23 protein-coding genes are annotated in these 24,909 nt (G+C 35.6%); all 23 read right to left on the bottom strand.

Going from position 1 to position 24,909, the window contains the following annotated elements; translation table 11 throughout:
- Window positions 1-36: 36 nt before the first annotated feature.
- Window positions 37-360, bottom strand: coding sequence for a M23 family metallopeptidase (locus tag OTJ99_RS04575; protein ID WP_235374623.1), 324 nt, complete (start codon window positions 358-360; stop codon window positions 37-39).
- A 220-nt stretch (window positions 361-580) separates the two neighbouring features.
- On the bottom strand, window positions 581-919 hold the full coding sequence (locus OTJ99_RS04570) for a hypothetical protein (RefSeq protein ID WP_045165049.1): 339 nt from the start codon (window positions 917-919) through the stop codon (window positions 581-583).
- A gap of 416 nt (window positions 920-1,335) precedes the next feature.
- Window positions 1,336-3,039, bottom strand: coding sequence for an IS1634 family transposase (locus OTJ99_RS04565; RefSeq protein ID WP_045165050.1), 1,704 nt, complete (start codon window positions 3,037-3,039; stop codon window positions 1,336-1,338).
- Between the two features lie 337 nt (window positions 3,040-3,376).
- Window positions 3,377-4,672, bottom strand: coding sequence for a PDZ domain-containing protein (locus OTJ99_RS04560; RefSeq protein ID WP_045165051.1), 1,296 nt, complete (start codon window positions 4,670-4,672; stop codon window positions 3,377-3,379).
- A gap of 20 nt (window positions 4,673-4,692) precedes the next feature.
- Window positions 4,693-5,871 carry a S41 family peptidase gene (locus OTJ99_RS04555; RefSeq protein WP_045165052.1) on the bottom strand — a complete coding sequence of 393 codons (1,179 nt, stop codon included), beginning with the start codon at window positions 5,869-5,871 and terminating at the stop codon, window positions 4,693-4,695.
- Window positions 5,872-5,886: 15 nt separating this feature from the next.
- The gene (locus tag OTJ99_RS04550) at window positions 5,887-7,023 is read right to left on the bottom strand and encodes a murein hydrolase activator EnvC family protein (protein WP_045165552.1); all 1,137 of its coding nucleotides are present in this window, start codon (window positions 7,021-7,023) and stop codon (window positions 5,887-5,889) included.
- A 39-nt stretch (window positions 7,024-7,062) separates the two neighbouring features.
- Window positions 7,063-7,947 (bottom strand): permease-like cell division protein FtsX, encoded by an 885-nt coding sequence (ftsX, locus tag OTJ99_RS04545; protein ID WP_045165053.1) that lies wholly within the window; start codon window positions 7,945-7,947, stop codon window positions 7,063-7,065.
- Window positions 7,904-8,623, bottom strand: coding sequence for a cell division ATP-binding protein FtsE (gene ftsE / locus OTJ99_RS04540; protein WP_045165054.1), 720 nt, complete (start codon window positions 8,621-8,623; stop codon window positions 7,904-7,906). The genes ftsX and ftsE overlap by 44 nt, the downstream gene beginning before the upstream one ends.
- A gap of 22 nt (window positions 8,624-8,645) precedes the next feature.
- A complete protein-coding gene (locus OTJ99_RS04535) occupies window positions 8,646-9,740 on the bottom strand; it encodes a PucR family transcriptional regulator (protein WP_045165055.1) in 1,095 nt (364 codons plus the stop codon).
- Window positions 9,741-9,876: 136 nt separating this feature from the next.
- Window positions 9,877-10,989, bottom strand: coding sequence for an ABC transporter ATP-binding protein (locus tag OTJ99_RS04530; RefSeq protein WP_045165057.1), 1,113 nt, complete (start codon window positions 10,987-10,989; stop codon window positions 9,877-9,879).
- Window positions 10,990-11,186: 197 nt separating this feature from the next.
- On the bottom strand, window positions 11,187-11,462 hold the full coding sequence (locus OTJ99_RS04525) for a GlsB/YeaQ/YmgE family stress response membrane protein (protein WP_045165058.1): 276 nt from the start codon (window positions 11,460-11,462) through the stop codon (window positions 11,187-11,189).
- A 60-nt stretch (window positions 11,463-11,522) separates the two neighbouring features.
- A complete protein-coding gene (locus OTJ99_RS04520; protein ID WP_045165059.1) occupies window positions 11,523-12,158 on the bottom strand; it encodes a thiamine diphosphokinase in 636 nt (211 codons plus the stop codon).
- Between the two features lie 32 nt (window positions 12,159-12,190).
- Entirely contained in the window at window positions 12,191-16,399 is a 4,209-nt protein-coding gene (locus tag OTJ99_RS04515) for a PolC-type DNA polymerase III (RefSeq protein WP_045165060.1), read from the bottom strand.
- Window positions 16,396-17,064 (bottom strand): glycosyltransferase family 2 protein, encoded by a 669-nt coding sequence (locus tag OTJ99_RS04510; protein ID WP_045165061.1) that lies wholly within the window; start codon window positions 17,062-17,064, stop codon window positions 16,396-16,398. The genes OTJ99_RS04515 and OTJ99_RS04510 overlap by 4 nt, the downstream gene beginning before the upstream one ends.
- 10 nt (window positions 17,065-17,074) lie before the next feature.
- The gene (gene ispG / locus OTJ99_RS04505; RefSeq protein ID WP_045165062.1) at window positions 17,075-18,127 is read right to left on the bottom strand and encodes a flavodoxin-dependent (E)-4-hydroxy-3-methylbut-2-enyl-diphosphate synthase; all 1,053 of its coding nucleotides are present in this window, start codon (window positions 18,125-18,127) and stop codon (window positions 17,075-17,077) included.
- Complete coding sequence (rseP, locus tag OTJ99_RS04500) at window positions 18,124-19,176, bottom strand: RIP metalloprotease RseP (RefSeq protein WP_235374625.1); 1,053 nt, start codon at window positions 19,174-19,176, stop codon at window positions 18,124-18,126. The genes ispG and rseP overlap by 4 nt, the downstream gene beginning before the upstream one ends.
- A complete protein-coding gene (locus tag OTJ99_RS04495) occupies window positions 19,176-20,339 on the bottom strand; it encodes a 1-deoxy-D-xylulose-5-phosphate reductoisomerase (protein ID WP_045165063.1) in 1,164 nt (387 codons plus the stop codon). Before OTJ99_RS04495 ends, rseP begins: the two co-directional genes overlap by 1 nt.
- Window positions 20,340-20,370: 31 nt before the next feature.
- Window positions 20,371-21,156, bottom strand: a complete 786-nt coding sequence (locus OTJ99_RS04490) for a phosphatidate cytidylyltransferase (RefSeq protein ID WP_045165064.1) — start codon at window positions 21,154-21,156, stop codon at window positions 20,371-20,373.
- An 18-nt stretch (window positions 21,157-21,174) separates the two neighbouring features.
- Entirely contained in the window at window positions 21,175-21,921 is a 747-nt protein-coding gene (locus OTJ99_RS04485) for an isoprenyl transferase (RefSeq protein ID WP_045165065.1), read from the bottom strand.
- Window positions 21,922-22,018: 97 nt separating this feature from the next.
- Window positions 22,019-22,573: a ribosome recycling factor gene (gene frr, locus OTJ99_RS04480; RefSeq protein WP_045165066.1), complete on the bottom strand. Its 555-nt coding sequence runs from the start codon at window positions 22,571-22,573 to the stop codon at window positions 22,019-22,021.
- A gap of 1 nt (window position 22,574) precedes the next feature.
- Window positions 22,575-23,294 (bottom strand): UMP kinase, encoded by a 720-nt coding sequence (pyrH, locus tag OTJ99_RS04475; RefSeq protein WP_045165067.1) that lies wholly within the window; start codon window positions 23,292-23,294, stop codon window positions 22,575-22,577.
- Between the two features lie 128 nt (window positions 23,295-23,422).
- Window positions 23,423-24,037 carry a translation elongation factor Ts gene (gene tsf, locus OTJ99_RS04470; protein ID WP_045165068.1) on the bottom strand — a complete coding sequence of 205 codons (615 nt, stop codon included), beginning with the start codon at window positions 24,035-24,037 and terminating at the stop codon, window positions 23,423-23,425.
- Between the two features lie 52 nt (window positions 24,038-24,089).
- Window positions 24,090-24,872 carry a 30S ribosomal protein S2 gene (gene rpsB, locus OTJ99_RS04465; protein WP_045165554.1) on the bottom strand — a complete coding sequence of 261 codons (783 nt, stop codon included), beginning with the start codon at window positions 24,870-24,872 and terminating at the stop codon, window positions 24,090-24,092.
- Window positions 24,873-24,909: the final 37 nt, after the last annotated feature.

Below are 24,909 nucleotides of genomic sequence, written 5' to 3'. Positions count from 1 at the left end.
TCAAAGTGTAAATGTGGTGGGTCCATATATTCTATATTAGAGCTTGTCCCCCACCTCACCAATTTTTTGCCCTTGCCTAACTATATCTCCAACTTGGACATATTTTAAGTCTTTCAAGTTAAAATATTTTGAAATATATCCATCGCTGTGGTCAACAACAACATATTTGCCATAGAGAGGATCTTCACCTAAGTCAATTATAGTACCGTCAAAGCAAGCTTTCACATCGCTACCTTCTTCTGCTTCAATATCAATCCCTGAATGTTCTGTCCATTCATCTAAGGTTTTAGAGTACACAAGTGACTGGTCAGAAAACTCTCTGATTATCTTACCAGAAACAGGATATATAGGCTTGAACACAAGAGGATTTATTACTTCTATTTCGTCTCCTAAGCTATTTCTTCCCTGATTTTCCTCTGCAGTTGTATTAGCCTTTTGTTGTGCATGCTGTTGTTTATTAGCATTGCTTGCGGCGTCATTCTTAGTTGTTAAAGAACTTTCATTCTTTTTTGAACTGTAAGCTGAGTTTGAGCTATGAATACTTTGGGTATTGTCTTCTGATTTCCTTTGAGATACATTTTTATTTCCTGTTTTTTTCAGTTGTTGCAGGGCTATTTTTTAATTTATCTTGTTTGGTCACTTCTTGCATACCAACTTGTGGAATTGCATTAGAGGTATCGCTGTTGTTCAGGCTTACATTATTATCTTGCTTTTCTTCAACCTCATACTTCATAAAATCAGTAGTTGCAATTGTATAAATTGAAAAACCAATTACAAAAAGACAAACAACCACAATTATATAAAATCCTTTGGTGTCAAAAAAGTTTATCAATCTTTCTTTCCAATCCTTTTTATTTATCTTGACTTTGCACCTCCTTCCATATACATATTCTTGCCAGCTATTTCTCAAACTATACATACATAGCAACTTCAATATCCACATTTTTTCTTTTTAGAATAGAATTTGATATGATTTATTTTGACAATCAGTTATGTAAACCTGAAATGAGGTGCAAATCAGTGGAAAAGCAGAAAAGTAAAAAAAGGATATTTGCAAACATTTTTCCTGTTTCGAAAAAGGTTTTTTTAATCATAGGTATAATTTCTATTATAATGCTTTTGTTCGGTATAAAATTCTATTTTTTATCCTTACGCTATGTTTCTGATAAGATTGATTTGAACATCTTATCCCAGGGACTTATGCAAAATTCACTTTACATATTCATAAGAAGGGTTAGCAGCTGCTATCATAATTCTTGACTTTGTCAGTTTGAAGCTCAAAAAGCTTGGGAGGACTGGGATTGACAAAATATGGACCTCAATTTTGTCACTACATCATTTGCTAATACCAATAAATTCTAAGCCTTCCTCATATGTCATGAAGTTTTTTGGACCCTTTATCTTCATTACATTCAGTATATCTCCAGCTTCTCCCTCAATTTTTTGCTTTATCAAATATTTCTTCCCTTTTATCTCTATTTCAAAAAAGTTCATTGAATATATTGCTTCCATTATCCTTTCACTACTTATTCCTTTACCTTTTCTCCTCAAAATATATTCCAATGTCCTTTGCAGTAAAAATGCCAAAAAACATATCACAAAATGTCCTTTTATTCTGCTTTCTGTAAAGTGATATATCGGTCGCACTTCTAAACAGCTTTTCATTACTCTGAATGACTGTTCTATCTTCCATAAATCGTGATATGCTCCTAAAACCTCTTCTACATCCATATCCTTTTTGCTCGTTTGAATTGCATAATAACCGTCAAATTTCTCATCTCGTTTTATCGCTTCCTCATCCAATACATATTCTTCTGATTTTGATTTCTTCTTCAAATATTTCCTTGCACCTTTCTTTTCTAAGGCTGTTATGCTTCCTTTGTTCTCTAAAAGCTCTTTGGCTTTTCTTACCAATCTCTCTCTGTCTTCTTTGTCTTTCTTGGCTCTCTTGCTTGAATACGTTATTATCAAATTCTCTTCTATTTTGAACTCTTTACCCTCTTCATCCTTGACAATATTTGTTCTTTCCAATACCTTATATTTGAATTCATCACCATAAATTTCTTCAGCATTCAAACATCTTTTGCCATCAAGTCTTTTATATCCTTCTTCATTAAAAACTTCATCTAAAATTTCTTTACTTGCATTCTTTAATCTGCTTGCTACTATATAGTCGTACCCAGCTTCTTTTATCATCTTTAAATTTATTCTGCTGTTAAGCCCTTTGTCTGCTACTATTATTATCTTATCTATACTAAATTTTTCCTTCAGCTTCCTCAGTATCTTTACCATCGTCTTGCTATCTATCGTATTACCAGGAAAAAGTTCATACCCTATCGGTCTGCCTTCTTTGTCCACCAAAAGCCCTAATACAACTTGCACTTCATTTACCTTGTTGTCTTTGCTAAACCCAAAATTTTTAAGTTCATCCGCTCTACAACTCTCAAAGTATATTGTCGTCACATCATAAAACACTACATCAACTACCATCTTAAATAAGTCTTTATTTCTCTGATACAGGTATGTCTCTAAATCTTCTTTTACACTGTCAAGAAAATCTAAACACCTGTACAATTGATTCAAATCTATATCCTCTTCAAATCCAAAATATTTGCTTCTCTGATGATAAGTTCTTAGTTTGCTCATTGGCTCTATCAATCTCTGTATGGTCATTAAAAAACTTACTTTGTCTACATCAAATTTTATCTTTCTCTCTTTTGCTGCTTTCCCTTTTAAAAACTTATCAATTTCAAGCTCCTGCCATAACTTTCTGTATACAATGTATCCCCAGTTTTTTACAACTGCATCCAAAATATCTTCTTCAGATTCAATAGTAACAGCTTTTGCATTCTCAGTAGTTGTTTCAGCGACAATATCAGATAGTTTTTTTACAATGTTTTTAAAAGCGGGGTCATCTTTGAGAATATCAAGTCTACCAAAGTTAAATAGTACTCTTTGCTTTACTTTACCATTTTCACGGTAATTTTCGACTAACCTAACATACTGATAACCGCCAGCATTAGTAATTTTGACAAACATATGGCAACTCCTTGAAGATAGTTTGTTATATTGTACCACAAAATATTTAAAAAGTCAAGCAAATTCAGTATATATTAAGCTAAAATTTGTCCCTACATTTTTTAAAATTTTTTATTTTTCTCTTCTTGAAACCCGCATAAATTAAGACTTTGTTATTTTTTGTTAGCTCAAAAACACCTCTTAACTGACAAAGTCAAGACTTTACATATTCATAAGAAGGGTTAGCAGCTGCTATCATAATTGATTACTTGGCAAAGACAAAAAATTAAAGGGCAAAGCTACTTTGAATTTAGCCTTGCCCTCATTTTCTTTGTAAAGCGTTTTAAAAGTAACTTTTTTAGGTTCCTTTATTATTGAACAAAAACCTTTTTATTTTGCTGGCTATACTTTTAATAAATATAAAATAACCCTCAGTGTCAATTTCATAGTTTGGCATCACATTTTTGGTAATGACTATTATACCAAGGTTTCTTATCCCATTTTCATAGTCCTGATAGTAAAGCTCTTTAATTTTCCCTCTTTTATCCTTTACCTTCACCCACATATAAATCTGTGCATCTGAAAATATCCTCTCAAGTTCGTTTTCTGATTGAATTAAAACACCATTTATAGAAATCAATGTGTCACCCGGTCTAATTCCCATCTTTTCAGCAACGCTATTTTCTTCAACATACAACACCTTAATTGTATTCTCCTCTGCCTCAAATATTGATTTTCCCTCTTTTTGCTTTTTTTGCTGAAAAAGTATTATGCTCTCATGAGCAATAGGTGCAAACAAAGCTGCAATCCATTTAAAAGCATAGATTCTATATGAAAGTGCACTTAAAACAAAAAGTACAATGCTAAATATACTTAAGGTAAACGCACTCTTTTTGCTAATCACATGTGGCTCATCAGAAACAGCCAAATCGCCATAACCAAGTGCTGCTACAATAGGTGTCAAAAGAAGCAAAGTAGTAGGAGTTACCTGCTGGGGTTTGAACAAAGGCCACCATGAAGGTTCAAACAAATTAATCTTTACTGTGGGTGCAGATACCTGAAAGTTAAGCGCAATAATAACCATCGGAATAGCCCAAAACCTTTGCATAAGGTAAGCGCCTGTAATCGAATGGTTATCTAAATACCCAGTAGATTCGTCCTTTTTTCTTCGTTTTATTACAACAGGTATTGCCCCTCTGAAACCGTCTAAAAATATTAAAAGACTCTCAACAAAATGCAAAATTGCAACAATTAATAGTATCCCAGAAATATCTACAGCTGGTTTTTTAAATATCAAAGATACTATTGAAATAATTCCTGCTGAATATGAAAAACAAAGATACCTTGGATTTATAAGAGCAAGAATCAATGCAATATACCAAAGATAAAGAAAGCTATCTACATCAACCACTATTCCAAAAAATAGAACAATTAAGCTCACTATATACCCACCTACAAGCCCTGCAATAGACGACTCAATCACTTTGTAAATTAATGTCCTACGATTATAGCCCAACACATTTTGCTCAAATTCTTGCTCTCTTTTGTATAAAAACGCTATTAAAATAATTATTACCCAGAAATTCCAACTAAAAAGAAGGCTAAATATGTTAAGCCCTGTTAGCTCAAATATCTGCCAGAAAAACTTAAACATAAACTGCACCTCAAATCTTCTCAAATACTACTTTTTAGAATTTCAATTGCCTTTTTAAGCTGCAAGTCCTTATTCAGTGGCACGTTCATTTTGTCCTGATACTCTTTTGGCTGTAAAACCTGAATGTCAGGTTTTATCCCTTTCTTGTTGATATATGCACCGCTTGGAAGCAAGTATTGACTAACTGTTATCTTTATTGCTGACCCATCACCAAGTTCAAATACCTGTTGAACTACACCTTTTCCAAAAGTCTTCTCACCTACAATTTTAGCTCTTTTTTGGTCCTTTAAACATCCGGCTAAAATCTCTGAAGCAGAGGCTGAATATCTATTTGTCAAGACAACAAGAGGTGTTACAGTATCTCCATTTTTATATGATTTAAAATACTGCTTGTTATTGTATCTATCCTTAAGATAGACTATAAGCTGTCCTTTTTTGAGAAAGTTGCTTGCAACATCAACAACAGACTCCAAAAGTCCACCTGGGTTAAATCTAAGGTCAATAATAAGTCCTTTGCAGCCTGAACTCTTTAACTTGTCATATGCGTTCATAAAATCTTGTGGAGTGTTTTCGTCAAAGTTTGTTATCTTTATATACCCTATGGTATTGTTAAAGATTTTGCTACTCACTGTCTTTATCTTTATTTCATCTCTGATTATCTTAAAATCTATTGGTTTTGAACTCCCATCTCGAAGAATTGTGACAGTAACTGGTGTGCCTTTTGGCCCTCTCATAAGACTTTCTGCCTTGTCAATATCCTTCGCAGTGAGATTAATACCGTTTACTCTTATAATCTTATCACCTGGTTTAATACCTGCCTTATATGCAGGTGAGCCTTCAAACGGAGTTACAACTTCAATATAATGCTCGCCTGGCTCTATTGTGACACCAATTCCAAAGTATGTTCCTTTGCTCTGAATCATAAACTCGTCAAATTCTTTTTTTGTAAAGTACTCGGTGTATGGGTCATCTACACTCGCAGCAATTCCGTCAATGGCACCATCTATTAGCTTTTGGTCGTTTAAATCTTTTGGTTCATAGTAATACTTTTTTAAAAGCCAAATGACTTTAGAAAGCTTAGGATTTGCCACTAAATTGTTGGCATAAAGTGGACTTCCAAAGTAAAGATATGTTGTAAAAATGTATGTTGCCACTGCAGTTATCAAAATTATTGCTATAGTATTGAGTCTTTTTTTCATGTTTTCTTCAGCCCCTTATTTCAGATAATTCAATGGGTCGACAACATCGCCGTTGATTCTCACTTCAAAATGAAGGTGTGGACCTGTTGAATACCCTGTTGAACCCACATTCCCTATACACTCACCTTTTTTTACCTTTTGCCCGACAGAGACATTTATTGAAGAAAGATGAGCATAAAGCGTGCTAATGCCACTTCCATTGTCTAAAATAATAGTTTTCCCATATCCAGAAACCCATCCAGCTAAAATCACATCGCCATCAGCTGCTGCTAAAACCCTTGTACCATAAGGTGCAGCAATGTCAATCCCTGTATGCATCTTGTTCTTTTTCAAAATAGGATGAAATCTCATCCCAAAATATGATGATATATCATAGTAACCCTCAAGTGGCCATAAAAGCTTTCCACCTGAATATATTCGCTTTGTCTTTTGTCTTGCCAAAATCTCTTTTATTTTTTTGGAAAGTTCATTCGAAACTCTTTCCAGTTCATCAAGCATATTTTCTAACTTGTCCTGCTCTTTTTCTAAGTCAGACAAAAGCTTCTTCTTTTCTTGTTGCTCAGCAATGAGCGAATTTTGATATTTTTCAAGTTCTGCTTTTTTGTTATTCAAATCTTGTCTTAGCAAAACTAATTCTGCCTTTTTCTTTTTTATATTCTCAATAGATTTTGTATACTCATTTAGTATTTGCTTATCATACTCAATTATATCGTTAAAAAGATACATTCTCGTAAAAAAGTCAGACAAATTTTTCGAGTCAAGCAAAATCTCTATATACGAAACCGAAACATTGTTCATCTCATATATTGCTCTGATTCTGTCTTTGAACTTTTGGTAATATGCCTCCTTTTTTGCCTGCTCAAGTTGAAGTTGCTCTTGGGTATGTTTAATCCTGTTCTCAACAATGAGGATATTGTTTTTTAACAAATCAATTTGGCTTTTTGTTTTGTCAATCTCCCTATCAATATCATCTATCTGATCTAAAATCTGTTGCTGTTTATTTTCTATTTCAGCAATTTTTTGCTGAGTCTTTTTTTTGTTTTTTTCAACAGACTTGAGTTTATTCTGATAATCTTTTAGTGTATCAGAAATAGCACTTTCAAAAAGCAACACAAAAATCAAAACTAAGGCCACAGTCTTAAATTTTCTCATCAACATAAAAAACCTCCTTCTCAGGAAAAAGAGGCCATTTTAAGCTTTGAGATATCTTCTTAGCGAAATTAGACTTCCTAAAATACCAACCATACTTCCAGTTAGAATAAACAACCCTAATATCTTGTACTTATAAGTAGAGATATTTACAAAGTCTACAAAGGTAATTGTTTGTGAGAGATATTTTATCGAGTAATGGTATATTAAAAGCACTATAGCATATGCAAAAGTTGCCCCCAGTATTCCAATTATAAAACCTTCTACTACAAAGGGACCACTTATAAACCTATTTGTCGCACCAATATATCTCATTATTGAAATTTCCCTTCTTCTTGCAAAAAGTGTAATCTTTATGGTATTCGCTATTATAAATATTGCTATTATGTACAGCCCTAAAATCAACGCTATACAAAAGATGTTCAATATTTTTATTATCCTCTTTAGCTTGTCAACTGTCTGAGAAGGAAAGTAAACCTGGTCAATCCCTTCTAAAGTTTCTAACTGTTTTGCAAGACCCTTTGTGTACTCTAACTTTACAGGTCTTACAATAAAATAACCCCGCAGCGGATTGTCTTTTTCAAGCCCTTCTAAAAGAAAAGAATTTTTCCCAAGCTTTTTCTTAAAATCTTCAAGCGCCATCTCTGGACTTATATATTCAAAGCTTTGAACATAGGCATTTTTTCTCAAAAATTCTTCTAATATAGGAACTTTATCTTCTTGCCCTTTTTGGAGAATTACCCTTATATCAACAGTCTTTTCTATTTGCTGCGCAATATATTCCAAATTAAGTCCAATCGCAATGAATATGCCAACTACAGTTAAGGCTGCTACTACAATTGAAATAGAAGCAGCAGCCATAGTTTTGTTTAAAAATATATTCTTAAATCCATCTTTGCAAAAGTACTTGATTGTCTGAAGTCTCATAGCTGTAAACTCCTTTAGTCTGATCTTTGACAATTCTGCCGTTTTCAATTGCAACAACTCTTTTTCTCATACTATCTACAATCTCTTTTGCATGTGTTGCAACCAATACTGTTGTACCCCTTTTATTTATATCCTCTAAAAGTCTCATTATTTCCCACGAGGTATCAGGATCAAGATTTCCAGTTGGTTCATCAGCAATCAGTAAAGTTGGCTTGTTGACAATTGCTCGCGCCAAGGCAACCCGCTGCTGCTCACCACCAGACAGCTCGTGCGGGTAACACTTTGCCTTGTGCGCAAGCCCAACAAGCGACAGTACAAAAGGAACTTGCCTTCTGATAAGCTTTGAAGGTGCTCCTGTTATTTGCATAGCAAACTCAACATTTTCATATACCGTCTTGTTTGGCAAAAGCCTAAAGTCCTGAAATACAATACCAATTTTTCTTCTGTAATAAGGTATTTCTTTCTTGGTAAGTTTATTTAGATTGTACTCTCCAACAATTATCTCTCCTTCGGTTGGGTCAATCTCTTTCAAAAGAAGCTTTATCAATGTAGATTTCCCCGCACCACTTGAACCTACCAAAAATACAAACTCACCTTTTTCTATTGTCAGGTTTACATCACACAGAGCAAGTACCCCATTTGGGTATCTTTTGCTCACATTTATAAATTTTACCATTTAAATTCACCTGCAATATTCTTCAAAATGTGATATTTCCTTTTGTATACTCAAGGTATTGATTTACAAGCATAGCCATTTTGAAGATGACAGCATCTTCAAATTTTCTCAAATCAAGACCTATCATTCTCTCAATCTTATCAAGCCTGTATACCAATGTATTTCTATGGATGTAAAGTTGCCTTGCTGTCTCGGAGACGTTTAAGTTGCACTCAAAGAACATCTCAACAGTCTGTATTAGCTCTGGGTCAAAGTCAGAAAGTTTCACATCCTTGAAGACTTCTTCTAAGAACATCTCACACAGTTTTGTTGGCATTTGATATATAAGCCTTCCAAGGCCAAGCTTGTGATAGCTTACTATATACTTGTCCTTTTCAAAGATATAACCAATTTTAAGCGCTGCTTCAGCTTCTTTGTAGGACATTGAAAGTTCTTTTATATCATCAACAATGGAACCAATTCCAATATACGCTTTCAAAAGAAGCTCAGAGTTGAGAGTGTCAAGTATAATCCTTGCCACCTTGTATGCATCTTCGTCAGTTGAACCTGGTTTTAATTCTTTTATGAACACAAGTATGTTATTGTCAAGCTGGATTATGAAATCTTTTGTACTCTTTGGAAAGATGCTTGTTAAAACCTCTGCAATGTTGACATCTTTGATTTCTTTTGCATTTGGAATATATATAGCATAAACAACTCTTGTAGCACCTGTTGCAATATGAAGTTCTCTTGCCTTTGTGTAAATCTCACCTGGCAGTATATTGTCGTACAATAGGTTTTTTATGAACAGCTTCTTATCATAAGCAGAAGCTGGCTCTTTTGCTTTCATCACAACAAGGTTTAGTATGTCAAGAAGCTTCTCAGCGTGTGGTTCTGTGTTATTTATATACAGCACATATGTGTCGGTTTGACTTCTGTAAACTTTATATGTGCGTCCTTCAAAGATTTCAAGGTCAGTATCTGTTTTTATCATGTCAATTGCAACTGTGTTGATTCTGTTTTGAGAAAGCGGGTTAGAACTGTAAACAACTCTACCATCAGCCTCTATATATCCGAATTCATCCTCAATGATATCCTTTGCCTGTTCTAATACATCAATCACCTTTTGTGTCATCATAACGCTATACCTCACCCTTTTCCAAATAGTATTTTATAACTCTATTATACTTTTTTTCTTTGCAATTGTAAAAGGTTTTTAAAAACAAAAAACCCCTGCCACTTTGAAATTTTGGCAAGGGCTATTTTGACTTTTATTAGTGAACAATAGCCTTTTCTGTTTCTTTATCAAAGAGGTGAATCTTATTAACATCAAATGCAAGCTTAATCTTATCTCCACTCTTTGCCCTAGACCTTGGGTCAACTCTTGCAATGAGATTGAGACCATCAACAACTACATACAAGAGTGTCTCAGAACCAAGCATCTCAACAACATCAACATTAGCATCAACAACAGCATCCTGAGCTGTCTGCAAGAATATTTCTTCATCGTGTAAGTCCTCAGGTCTGATACCCATTATAACCTCTTTACCAACATAGCCAAGCTCTTCAACTTTTTTAGCCTTTCCTTCAGGAAGTTTAATTGCATTGTCACCAAATACAACATAGAGGTTCTTATCTTTCTGTTCAATTCTTGCCTCAATGAAGTTCATCTGTGGTGAACCAATAAAGCCCGCAACGAACAAGTTAGCAGGTTGCTCATACAATACTTGTGGAGTGTCTACTTGTTGAATGTATCCATCTTTCATAACAACAATTCTTGTACCCATTGTCATAGCTTCTGTCTGGTCGTGTGTAACGTATATAAATGTTGTTCCAAGTCTCTTGTGAAGCTTAGATAGCTCTGCTCTCATCTGGACTCTGAGTTTAGCGTCCAAGTTTGAAAGTGGCTCGTCCATCAGGAACACCTTTGGCTCTCTTACAATCGCACGACCCAACGCAACTCTCTGTCTCTGACCACCAGATAAAGCCTTTGGTTTTCTGTCAAGTAAGTGTTCAATACCTAAGATCTTTGCAGCTTCATAAACACGTCTCTTTATCTCATCTTTTGGAAACTTTCTCAGTTTAAGACCAAATGCCATATTCTCAAAAACAGTCATATGTGGATACAAAGCATAGTTCTGGAAAACCATCGCGATATCTCTGTCCTTTGGAGGAACGTCATTTACCAGCCTGTCTCCAATATAAATCTCGCCCTCTGTGACCTCTTCAAGCCCTGCAATCATTCTAAGAGTTGTTGTCTTACCACAACCAGATGGTCCAACTAAAACTATAAATTCCTTGTCTTCAATGTCAAGGTTGAAATCTGCAACAGCTGTAACACCACCCGGATATCTCTTATAAACACCTTTTAATCTTACACTTGCCACTTTTCTTTTACCTCCTACACAGTATTTGTATATTAATTCGCAAAAATTTTCTTCTACTATAGACTATACAATTATTTGCGGCCAAAAACTATTGATTTTTTAAACAAACTTTTTAAAAACCTTTTAGGTAACATGTCTAAACTATCTTACCAAAAACAAAGGCTGATAAGGAGTTGTACCTTATCAACCAATTGTTACTATTGCTGTGGTTTGCTTACCTCTTCAGCACCTTTTCTAAACAGTCCTAATATAAAGATGAATATCGCGGCACCAAGTATAGTTGGAATAATCGGAATTCCAGCTATAACAGGTCCAAGCTTTTTGAAAAAAGGAATATATGCACCAATCCATGAACCAACAAGTCCTGCAATCATTGCTCCAATAAAACCACCTGGCATCTTGTACTTAGTCAGTGCATCACCAATATAACCTGCAATTGCTGCAACAATCAGGGTCATTATAAATCCAAGCATAAGTTTGACCCCCTTTTTAAAAAGCGACTCTACTCTTTAGTATGATTATTTTTATCGAATTTAATCACTTGATAATATTACCAATAATACCCCTTCTTTTACCTCAACAATTGCTTCATCTTCTATAATAACATTTGATATGCCATAAGGATTGCCAAACTCCATGCTACCATCTTTTAGTGGATAATACAACCCCTTCGTTGAAATACCTCTTACAGTTTTGGTATATGGTAGCAAAGATAAAATGGATCCCTTTTTACCTTCAATCTTTATTTTGTCTTTTGTCATTGTAATTATGTTATTTCTATCAGCAATAAAACTTTTTATATTGCGTTCAAGAAGGTAGTATAAAAGTGTTATGTTTGCCAGTACATGGTCAATTCTTTTCCCTGTACAAGAAAGCATGATTACCTCATCAAAATCTTTCCCAGCTAAGTACTCAACAGCAATCTGAGTATCAGTTTTGTCTTTTTCACGAGGATATTCCAAAATTTCTACATTTTTGCTTCTAAAATATTCCAAAACATTTTTATCAACAGAGTCAAAGTCTCCTATTATTAAGTTTGGCAAAAAGCCATATTTATATGCGACATTTGCACCGCCATCACAGCAAATAACAAAATCTGCCTTATTCAAATACTCTTCATAAAAAGCCTTGTCTTCTACATTGCCATTTGAGATAACAACTGCCTTCATCTTAATGTTCCTTTCCATAATTTTTCTAAAATTTAAAAGAAACTCAGCTGGCTTGTTTGAGGAAGGTCTTTCAAAACCTTATACTGTGTAAGTATCTCAATTACCTGTTTGTTTAGTTTTGCCCTTCTTTGAAGGTCATCAACCGACAAAAATCTTCCTTCTTTTCTCGCCTCAACAATATTGCGTGCAGCAGCAACTCCAATGTTTGGCAAAGCATTAAATGGAATCAAAAGTCCACCATCTTTTATTATAAACTTCTCTGCATCTGACTCGTTTAAATCAACCGGATAAAACTTAAGACCTCTTGCTAACATCTCATTTGCTATCTCAAGCACTGTCAGAAGGTTTTTGTCCTTTGGAGATAAAGTATTTATTCTATTTTCCATATCTCTAATCTTTTGTCTTATAAATTCTCTTCCCTTCATTATGGTTGCATAGTCAAAGTCATCTGCCCTGACTGTAAAATAGGTGGCATAAAAGGCTTCTTTATAATGAACTTTAAAGTAGGCAATCCTAAACGCCATCATAACATATGCTGCTGCGTGAGCTTTTGGGAACATGTACGTAATCTTCTTACAGCTTTCTATATACCACTCTGGCACACCGTAGCTTCTCAAAAGCTCTTCGTCTTCTGGCTTTAATCCCTTACCTTTTCGAACATCCTCCATTATTCTAAAACTGTCTTTCGGTGGAACACCTTTTTGAATAAGGTATAGCATTATGTCATCACGAGTCGAGATTACCTCTTTTAACGTTGCAATGCCATTTCTAACAAGGTCCTGTGCGTTGTTTGTCCACACATTTGTTCCGTGAGAAAGCCCTGATATTCTGACAAGCTCTGCAAACGACTTTGGCTTTGTCTCTATTAGCATCTGCCTTACAAATCTTGTGCCAAATTCTGGTATGCCAAAAGTTCCAACCTCACAGTCGATATCCTCTGGTGAAATTCCCAGTGCTTCTGTGCTTGTAAAAATTGATAATGTCTCTTTATCATCAAGTGGGATTGATCGCGGGTCAACTCCGGTTAGGTCCTGAAGCATTCTTAAAACTGTTGGATCGTCATGGCCAAGTATGTCAAGTTTCAATAACCTTCCCGAGATTGCATGATAGTCAAAGTGGGTTGTAATCACATTCTTGTCTTCGCTATCTGCAGGATGCTGGATTGGTGTAAAATCAAAAATCTCTTTGTCTTTTGGAACAATCATAAGTCCACCCGGGTGTTGACCTGTTGTACGTTTAACACCTGTGCATCCCTGTGAAAGTCTTAAAATCTCTGCAGGGTGCAAGTTCAAACCTTTTTCCTCTGCATACTTTGTAACAAACCCGTGTGCAGTCTTTTCAGCAACCGTTGAAATTGTCCCTGCTCGGAAAACATATCCTTGACCAAAAAGCTCTTCTGTATATCTGTGCGCAATTGGCTGGTACTCTCCGGAGAAGTTCAAATCTATATCAGGTTCTTTGTCACCATCAAAACCTAAAAAAGTCTCAAATGGTATATCATGCCCGTCTTTTCTAAGTTTTGTACCACATCTTGGGCAGTCTTTGTCCTCAAGGTCATAACCACAGCCAACTGTTCCATCTGTCACAAACTCAGAATACTTACAGTTTGGACAGACATAGTGCGGTGGCAGTGGATTTACCTCTGTAATTCCACACATTGTAGCAACAAGCGATGAACCAACAGAACCACGAGAGCCAACTAAATAACCATCTGAAAGTGACTTTGTCACAAGCTTTTGTGCAATTAAATACATTACAGCAAATCCATTTTTTATGATAGAATTTAGCTCTTTTTCAAGCCTTTGCCTTACAATATCAGGAAGTGGATCTCCATAAATTTCATGTGCCTTTTTCATTGTCATGTTATAAATCTCTTCCTCGGCGCCTTCAATCTTTGGTGGAAAGGTCTCATCAGGTATCGGTTTTACATCTTCTATCATATCAGCAATTTTGTTGGTGTTCTCAACAACAACCTCATATGCAGCTTCTTTACCAAGATATTCAAACTCTTTTAGCATCTCATCGGTTGTTCTAAAGTACAAGTAAGGATCATTTTCTACATCATTATATCCCTGGTTGTGCTTTAGAATCTGCCTCAAGATTCTCTGATGAGGATGGCAATAATGTGCATCAGATGTTGCAACAACCAATTTGTTCAACTTCTTCCCAAGCTGATATATCTTTTTGTTGATTTCTCTTATTTGATCTTCATCTTTTAAATACCCTTCTCTAATTAGAAAAGAGTTATTCTCAACTGGCATAATTTCAAGAAAATCGTAAAGTGAAGCTATCTTTTCAATATCCTCATCACTTTTTCCTTCCACAATAGCCCTGAAAACCTCTCCTGATTCACAGGCACTTCCTAAAATAAGACCATCTTTTAATTGAATAAGCAAGCTTTTTGGTATTCTTGGTCGTTTATAGAAATATTCAAGGTGAGAATATGAAACAAGTTTATAGAGGTTCTTGAGCCCCTGCTGATTTTTAACAAGTATTGTAGCATGGTAACTATGTGATTTTAAATCTGCCTTTGCATTTGTCTCAATAGTATTGAGTTCTTTCAAATATTTGTATCCTCTGCTTTTTAACTTTTCAATAAGACTTATAAAGATTTTCGCAGTGGTTTCTGCATCAGAATCTGCCCTATGATGAGATTTGAGCTGGATATTCAAAAAATCTGCTACTTTGCTTAACTTATGGGAAGACAACTCGGTAAGTACTCTTCTTGAAAGCTCTAATGTATCAACGTATGTATAGTCAAAGATAAGACCACATTCCTGATAAGCTCTTTTCAAAAATCCAATGTCAAACTGAGCATTGTGTGCAACTAAAATACTGCCACTGCAGAACTTTTCAAATTCTAATATAGCATCTGCAAGCTTTGGTGCACTATCTACCATATCTTGGTGAATACCTGTCAGCTCAGAGATTCTGACAGGAATCTTTCCTTGTGGGTCTACAAATGTTGAAAATTTATCAACAATCTCACCATTTTCTATTTTGACGGCTCCAATCTCAATTATTCTATCTCTTTGGTTGTCAAAACCTGTTGTCTCAATATCAACAACTACATATGTAGCATCTAAGTCCTGGTCTTCTTTTGGATTGTAAACAACTGGTACACCATCGTCAATCAAATAGCATTCCATTCCATAGATGATTTTAACACCTTCACTTTTGCTAACTTCTTGTGCCTCTGGAAATGCTTGTACAACGCCGTGGTCAGTAATTGCAATTGCTCTATGTCCCCACTTTGCAGCAGTTTTTATAAGCTCTTCTGCTGAACACACAGCATCCATTGTAGACATCTTTGTGTGAGCGTGAAGTTCTACTCTTTTTTTCTCTGCTGTATCAAGCCTTTCAGGCTTAACAGCTCTGTTTATATTTTTTGCATTCACAACTGTTGCTTTTTCAAACTCATCAAACTCAACGTTTCCTTCAACTTTAATATAGTCTCCTACTGAAATAGAATTAGGAATGTTGTCTTTCTTGGCAACAATTTTAACATAGGTAGATGTAGTGTAGTCCGTAACATACAGTTTATAGATGAGTACATTTTGATTTTTTGTCTCCTTTATTTCAATATTAAACACTTCGCCTTCAATTATGCACTTGGTACCTACTTTTATTAAAGAAATTGGTGTAATTTCTTCTTTTTCATTTATTTTCTTACCAAATATTACATCTGGATCTTGTACAGAATCCTTTTTCTCTGTGTCTTTCGCTTCCTTTTCCTTTTTCTTCTCTTCGGACTCTTTCAAATAGTTTTCAATTTCATTATCAAGCTCAAAGTGAATATGAAAGTCTTTGATTTTAAACTCAACATCGCACTTTATGCCAAATTCTTCATTTAAAATATCCTCAATCAGCACATCTAACTTTCTTTCAAGCATTATGTCTCTAATTCCATTAGGGACCAAAAACACAAGTTTTTCCCCTTCAAAACAAATCTCACACTCTCTCAAGAATGCTTTAAGACCATTACATTTTTTTGAAATTTTATACATCAAAAACCATCTGTAGTTTTGCAAAAACTCCTGTATATTCACAACTTTTCCATTTAAAAGTTTAACTTCCACATCTAAACAAATATCCATGGAATTTTTGAACCTATTTTCAAGCTCAATGAGATTTATCTCGTTCAGCCCTTCAAGACTGTCCATATATATCTTAAGAAGCTTGCTTGCCTTGTCAAATTCAACCTTGACAGGTTTTAGTGGCAAAAAAGCAACCTCACTCATCCCTCATCCCTACTTTTCTTGAGATTGACATACCCTTTTAGAATTTCTTTGTACATCTTCATCCGGTGTTGAGCACCCTTCAAAAACCCAAGTTTTTCTTCTTTCATAACATGGGAGACTTGTGGTAGCGGTACAGTTTCAACTCTAAGTTTTAACTTTTTAGCATATTCTGTTAAGATAATCTCAATTGCATAGCCCAAATCTTTGATATCTTTTTTTGATTCCAATATTTTATCGAACACCCATCTTTTTATTGCTCTTTGACCAGATAAAAATGGAGAAATTTTTTGAGCCAAATCTGTAGAGAATCTACCTTCTGAAAATACGCCTACCGTCATGTCAGCTCTATCTTCTAAAACAGGCAAAAGAAGGTTTTCAACATCTTTAACCTTAAGATTTATAAGGTCAGCATCAAGCATTAAAACTATGTCACTTTGTGTATTCTCAACTCCATAAAAGATTGCAAAAGCTTTTCCCATATTTTGAAAAAGTCTTAAGACATGTGCACCTTTTTTTTCCGCAACCTCTGATGTTTTGTCCCACGAGCCATCGTCTATCACATAAATTTCGTCAATAAGCTTACTACTTTTTACAACGTCTATAACAGCTCCTACTCTTTCTTCTTCATTGTATGCAGGTATCAAGCAGACAACTTTATCTTTCATAAATTTCACCTCATGTCTTATAAAAAGAGTAAATCTCACGTATCAGCTCATCAATAAGTTCATCTTCTTTTACCTTCTTAACAATCTCTCCTTTTCTAAATAAAAGCCCTTCCCCAACGCCGCAAGCAATTCCAATGTCAGCTTCTCTTGCCTCGCCTGGTCCATTTACCGCACAACCCATTATTGCAACGTTAATATCCAAATCCAGATTTCCTACTCTATTTTCAACCTCATTTGCTATCTTTATTAAATCCACATTGCACCTTGCACATGTTGGACACGAGATAATATTCACACCCTTTCTTAATTTTAACCCTTGGAGAATCTTCTTTGCAACAATCACTTCTTTTTCAGGGTCATCTGTAAGTGAGACTCTAATTGTATCTCCAATCCCTTGAAGAAGCAGGTATCCTATTGCAATACTTGACTTAACACATCCAGAAAGAAAAGTCCCAGCTTCTGTAAGTCCAACATGAAGAGGATAGCTTGTCTTTTTTGATAAAATTTCATAGCTTTTGATAGTTGTCAAAATATCAGATGACTTTACAGATATCACAATATTGTCAAAATCAAAGCTCTCCAAAAGCTCAACTTGTTTCAAAGCTGCCTCTACAATTGCCTCAGGTGTGGGTGAGTGGTACTTTTTTAATATCTCTTTGGGAAGTGAACCGGAATTTGCGCCAACCCTGATAGGAATACCATTCTTTTTTGCCTCATCAACTATCTTTTTAACCTTCTCTGGCCCTCCAATGTTCCCAGGATTAATCCTTATCTTATCAGCTCCATTGTAGATAGCCTCGAGCGCAAGTCTGAAGTCAAAATGAATGTCAGCAACAATTGGAATATGAATCTTTGTTTTTATCTTTCCGATAGCCTTCGCACTTTCCATGTCAGGCACTGCCACTCTTATTATTTCACATCCCAAGCTTTCAAGCTTCAATATTTGATCAACCGTCTTTTCAACATCCTTTGTCTTTGTATTTGTCATTGATTGAATTTTAACCGGTTCGCCGCCGCCAATATAAATATTTCCTATTTTTATCTTCTTTGTCAAAAAGGTCACCTTCCGGACATTATAATGTTTTTAATATCATTGAATGTAACAATTACAAGCAGCAAAAGCAAAAGCACAAATCCAATAGTATGAATTAGCGCTTCCTTTTCCTTGTTAAATGGCTTTCCTGCAACTGCTTCGTATAAGTAAAATACAAGCCTGCTCCCATCAAGAGCTGGAAATGGAATGAGATTTATTACACCAAGATTTACTGAAATAAGCTGCATAAGCCACAGAATGTTCAAAAGACCGCTTATAAAGTCTTGTTTAAATCCGGCATTTGCTGCTTGTCCAATTGTTTTTACTATTCCAACAGGACCCATAACCTCAGAGCCTGAAACCTTCCCTGACAATATCAAAATAACTCCATAGATGGTTTCCTTTATCTCTGCATATGTTGCAAATATACTGTAATAGAGACTGTCAAAAAAGTTTTTTTGCGAAATCTTAGGCGATATACCTATACGCCTTGATTTTGTATTAGGATCATATCTGGGCGTTACATAAAACTTATACTCTTGGCCATCTCTTAAGATTTTTATTTCAAGAGGCTTGTCTTTATACAACATGTTATGAACAGCTAAATAGAAGCTCACCTGGTCCCAGACAAATACACGATTGCCATCAAGCTCAACTATTTTATCTCCCGGTTTTATCCCTGCATGATACGCAGGCATAGTAGGTTCTACTCTACCAATTGTATTTGTCCCAAAACCAACAAAATATCCTATTCCCATCATGATAACAATCGCAAGTACAAAGTTCATCAATGGGCCCATTAAAACCATTAAAATTCTTTTGTGAATCTTTGCTTTCCCAAGTGCACGTGGATGGTCCACTTCTTGGTCTTCACCAAGAGGTTTTACATACCCACCTATCAAAAATGCTCTTACAGAGTACTCCGTTTCTTTGCCCTTGATGCTGAAAATCTTTGGCCCAAATCCGATTGCAAACTCTTCAACAAGTACTCCTGATAACTTGCAAACAATAAAATGACCAAATTCGTGAATAAGTATTACAATTGTGAGTACCATTAAAGCTATCAAAAGATTTACCACTACAGTTCACCTTCCACCAATTTCTTTAATTCAAATCTTGCTATTTTATCAACCTCTAAGATATCCTCAACCGAATTAATCTGTTGTGGCTTGTGCCTTTCAACAACCTTTTTTACATAGGTCATTATATCAACAAAGGTTATCTCCCCTTCCAAAAAGAACTTTACAGCTTCTTCATTTGCCGCATTTAAAACAACGGGGTAACTTCCACCTTCTTTTGCACATTCATATGTTAGCTTTAACAAAAAGAATGTATCAAAGTCCGGCTCTTCAAATGTAAGTTGTTTTAATTTGCTAAAGTCAAGAGGTTCTATTAAACACATACCCCTTTGTGGATATGTCAAACTGTACTCAATAGCAAGACGCATATCAGGATTCGAAATTTGCGCTTTAATAGACCCATCGACAAATTCAACCATTGAATGGATAATACTTTGTGGATGAATCACAACATCAATCTCATCTACTTTTTTGTCAAAGAAAAACATCGCTTCTATAACTTCAAAACCCTTATTTATCAAAGTGGCAGAATCCACTGTTATTTTCTTTCCCATGTGCCAGGTAGGATGTGAAAGTACATCTTCTATTGTAACATTTTTTAGTTCTTCTAATTTTTTACCCCTAAATGGCCCACCTGAAGCTGTCAATATTATTCTTTTCACATTTTTCTTATCTTCGCCCACAAGACACTGCAAGATTGCACTGTGTTCAGAATCAACAGGAATTAAAATTTGATCTTGCCATCCTCCTACCTTCTCCTTAACCATCTTTTTTATAACTTCTCCACCAACAACAAGTGTCTCTTTATTGGCAAGCGCAACCTTTTTACCTGACTTTATTGCTTCAATAGTAGGAATCAACCCTGATATACCAACAAGTGCATTTACAATCAGGTCAGCATCTTGGTAAGTTGCAACTTCAACCAAGCCTTTATGCCCTGCTACAACTATTTTATCAGGAAACTGCTGTTTTAAAATTGAATAATAGCTCTCATCACCTATACAAATAATCTCGGGATTGAGATCTTTTGCCTGTTGTATGAGTTTCTCAACATTTTGATATGCAGAAAGCCCAACCACCTTTATTCCTAACATTTTTGCAACGTCTATTGCTTGACAGCCAATTGATCCTGTTGAACCTAAGATGCAAATTCTCTTTGTCATCCCTTTAACTCTCCTTTAAAGCAAGATAGGATCAAAGTATTCCCATCTTGGCAAAAAGGTATATTATTGGCGCGACCATTATCAGACTGTCAAACCTGTCCAGAACACCGCCATGCCCTGGTAAAACAAATCCAAAGTCTTTTTTGTTTTGGTCCCTCTTTAGCATAGAAGCAAACAAATCACCTGTGTGAGCAACAACTGAAAGACTACTACCTACAATTATACCTGCCAGAAAAACATTGAGATCAAAATTTGTGTGATTCATAATAACCAAATAAAACCAAACGGCAATCACGCCACCAGTTATACCACCTAAAAATCCTTCTAAGCTCTTTTTAGGACTTATATTGCTCCATATTCTTCGTCTTCCAATTGTTATGCCGATAAAGTACGCAAAGGTATCAGTTGCCCAGCATACAAGATAAGGAAGCCAAATAAGCTTTTTCCCATTTTCAAGCTCATATAGTGAAACTAAAAAGAAAATAGGCAAGACGATGTATATAAAAGAAAAAATGGAATACATTATGTTTTTCGCTGCAATCTCGTTTCTGAAGCTCTCTATAAATGAAAATAAAAATAGAGCAATGAAAACAATAAAGAGTTTTGTCAAAAAGTCAAATGGAGTTATAAAAAAAATAATGGCAAAAGCACAAGTTGTATAAATCATGTACTTTTCTACTTTATAAATCGTCAATAACTCATAAACGCTAACCAGTGCTACAGCAATTCCAAAAAGTTTAAGCACAATGCCACCTAAAAGATTGGCTGCAGCAACTAAACCTATTCCCCAAATAGCTGTAATTATCCTTTCTTTCATGACCTTGCCTCCAAAAAGCTATTTCACGCCACCAAATCTTCTTTCCCTTTTCTGGTAGTCTTCGATAGCTTTCAAGAGATGCTCTTTTTTAAAGTCTGGCCATAGCACATTTGAAAACCAGAATTCAGTATAAGATATCTGCCACAGAAGAAAGTTAGAAACCCTCATCTCGCCACTTGGACGAATCAGAAGGTCGGGGTCAGGAATGTCTTTTGTGTAAAGATAGTTTCTAAAAAGTTCTTCATCAATGGCTTCGATATCAATTTTACCACTCTTAATATCCAAAGCCAAATTTTTTACCGCATTTATGATTTCACTTCTGCCGCCATAGTTGAGTGCTATCACAACACAAAGGCCAGTTTTATCCTTTGTCCTCTCTTCAGCACTTGCAATTCTTTCTTGAATATCCTTGTCAAGTTTTGAAATATCTCCTATGACTCTGATTTTTATCTGTGTTTTATTGATGAGATTCTCTATCTCTGTATCAAAAAACTCTCGAAGAAGATTCATAAGATTTTCAACTTCATCTTTCGGTCTTTTCCAATTCTCTGTTGAAAAGGCATACACTGTAAGATATTTTAAACCAATTTCATCAGCAAACAAGACTATTTCTTTTAATTTTTGCGCACCAACTCTGTGCCCAGCTGAACGTGGCAGACCTCTTTTTCTTGCCCACCTACCATTTCCGTCCATAATAATTGCAATGTGCTTTGGCATTTTCTCTTTGTCAATAGAAATTTTCTTTTTTTTAAAAAACTCAAACATATCTTTCAAAAGCCCTCTCTTTCTTTTTCTAAACAAGCTTCAAAGTTTAAAAAAATAACGGGGATTTTAAAAACCCCGCCAAATGCTTTTTTAAATTTTATACCTCCATTATCTCTTTTTCCTTTGCACTCAAAAGCTTTTCAATCTGTTCTATGTATTTGTCGTGCAGTTTTTGCACATCCTCTTCAGCGTCTTTCAGGTCATCTTCTGTAATTTCATTGTTCTTTTTCATCTTTCTGTATTCATCAAGTGCCTCTCTTCTGATGTTCCTAATTGCAACCTTTGCATCTTCTGCCATCTTTTTTACCTGTTTTACAAGCTCTTTTCGTCTCTCCTCAGTAAGTTCAGGGAATATAAGCCTTATCACCTTGCCATCGTTTGCTGGGTTCACGCCAAGGTCTGCCTTTTGAATTGCTTTTTCAATCTCTTTTAGCATTTTTGCTTCCCAAGGCTGGATGACAATCATTCTCGCCTCTGGAACAGTAATGCTCGCAAGCTGAGGAATTGGAGTAGGAACACCATAGTAGTCTACCATAACTTTGTCTAAGATATGAGGATTTGCTCTTCCTGCTTTGACTGTTGCAAACTCTCGTTTCAAAGTTTCCACTGCTTTTTTCATCTTCTCTTCAGCCACTTGTATAGGCTCTGGCATATTATCTTTCCTCCTTTACATTTACTAATGTTCCTATGTTTTCACCCATAACAGCCTTAATGATATTTCCTCTTGCAAGCTCAAAAACCACAATTGGAATTTTATTGTCCATACACATAGAGGTGGCTGTTGAGTCCATTACCTCAAGTCGTTGGTTGATAACATCTAAGTAAGTTATAAAGTCATACTTTTTAGCATTTGGATTCTTTTTTGGGTCACTATCATAAACACCGTCAACTCTTTTAGCAAGCAAAATTGCCTCAGCGTCAATTTCGGCAGCTCTCAGTGCTGCTGCCGTGTCTGTTGAAAAGAAAGGATTGCCTGTTCCACATGCAAATATTACTACTCTTCCTTTTTCTAAGTGCCTTATTGCACGACGTCTAATATAAGGCTCTGCAATCTGTCTCATCTCAATTGCGCTCTGGACTCTTGTTGGCACTCCTCTTTTTTCAAGAATGCTCTGAAGTGCAAGAGAGTTAATAACAGTTGCGAGCATCCCCATGTAGTCAGCAGTTGCCCTGTCAATGTGATCAGCGCTTCTTCCTCTGAAGAAGTTACCACCGCCAACCACTACAGCAACCTCAACGCCAAGTTCCCTTACCTGTGCTATCTCCTCAGCAATAGATTCAACAACTTCCCAATCAATACCAAATCCCTTTTCCCCTCCCAGTGCTTCTCCACTTAATTTTAATATTACCCTTTTGTATTTAGGTTCAACCATTTTTTATCTTCTCCTTCTCCATGATAATATTTTACAAACAAAAGCATAGAGTTATCAAGAGTTTTTGCTCAAAAAAAGGGAACACCACTTTTAAAAATAGTGTTCCCTTCTCTTACTATATTTAAAGATTAGCAAGAAGTAGCCTTTTCAATTCCTTCTCCTCTTTCAAATCTTGCAAATCTTCTTATGACAATATTCTCTCCTATCTTTGCAATCTTCTCTGCAAGCAAATCCTTTATCTTCATATCAGGGTTTTTAATCCAAGGCTGCTCAAGCAAACATACTTCTTCAAAGAATTTTTCAAGTCTCCCTTCAACAATTCTGTCAACCACATGTTCAGGCTTTCCCTCGTTAAGTGCCTGCTGTCTTAATATTGCCTTTTCTTTTTCAATAACATCCTGAGGAATTTCTTCCCTTGATACATACTTTGGATTTGCAGCTGCAATCTGCATAGCAATATCTTTTGCAAACTGTCTAAACTCTTCATTTCTTGCAACAAAGTCTGTCTCGCAGTTGATTTCAACCAAAACGCCAATTCGACCATTGCCATGGATATAGCTTTCTACAATGCCTTCTGCAGCAACTCTTGATGCCTTCTTTGCTGCCTTTGCAAGTCCTCTTTCCCTAAGTAGCTCAATTGCCTTTTCCATATCGCCATTGGCATCTTCTAACGCCTTTTTGCAGTCCATCATTCCAGCACCAGTTTTCTCACGCAGTTCTTTTACCATTTCAGCACTGATCATGTTAAAAATCCCTCCTGTACTTTATTTTACCGCCGAGCACAAAAACAAATTATTATTCATCTATAACATCATCATTGTTATCTTCAACTTCTTGAGTTTCTTGAACTTTAGCCTCTTCCTTTTCCTTTTGACTTGAAGCAGGTGCAAACTGTTCTCCTTCTCTCCCCTCAATCACAGCATCTGCAATTTTAGAGGTAATTAGTTTTACTGCCCTTATTGCATCATCATTACCCGGAATTACATAGTCAATTTCATCAGGGTCACAGTTTGTGTCTACAATAGCAACTATCGGAATCCCAAGCTTTCTTGCCTCGAGCACTGCATTTCTCTCTTTTCTTGGGTCAACTATATATAAAATATCAGGAAGCCTTGGCATATTCTGTATTCCACCAAGGTACTTCAAAAGTCTTTCCTTTTCTTTCCTCAATAGGTTTACCTCTTTCTTTGGAAGAACCTCAAATGTGCCATCTTCTTCCATCCTCTGAAGTTCTTTTAATCTTTCAATTCTTGTTTTGATTGTTCTGAAGTTTGTTAAAAGTCCACCAAGCCATCTTTGATTGATGTAGTACATACCACATCTTTCTGCCTCTTCTTTGATTGTCTCCTGAGCTTGTTTTTTAGTTCCAACAAAAAGGATAATTTTACCTTCTCTCACCTGAGACTTTACAAACTCATATGCTTCGTCCATCTTTTTTACAGTCTTCTGAAGGTCAATGATGTAAATACCGTTTCTCTCTGTAAAGATATACTCTGCCATCTTGGGATTCCATCTGCGTGTCTGATGACCAAAGTGAACACCTGCTTCTAAAAGCTGTTTCATTGTCAAAACTGGCATTTTTCTTTTTACCTCCCTCAATTCGGTTTTTCTTCGA

The organism is Caldicellulosiruptor naganoensis (assembly GCF_026914285.1).
GTDB lineage: Bacteria > Bacillota > Thermoanaerobacteria > Caldicellulosiruptorales > Caldicellulosiruptoraceae > Caldicellulosiruptor > Caldicellulosiruptor naganoensis.
This window is presented reverse-complemented; position numbering and strand designations above follow the sequence as displayed.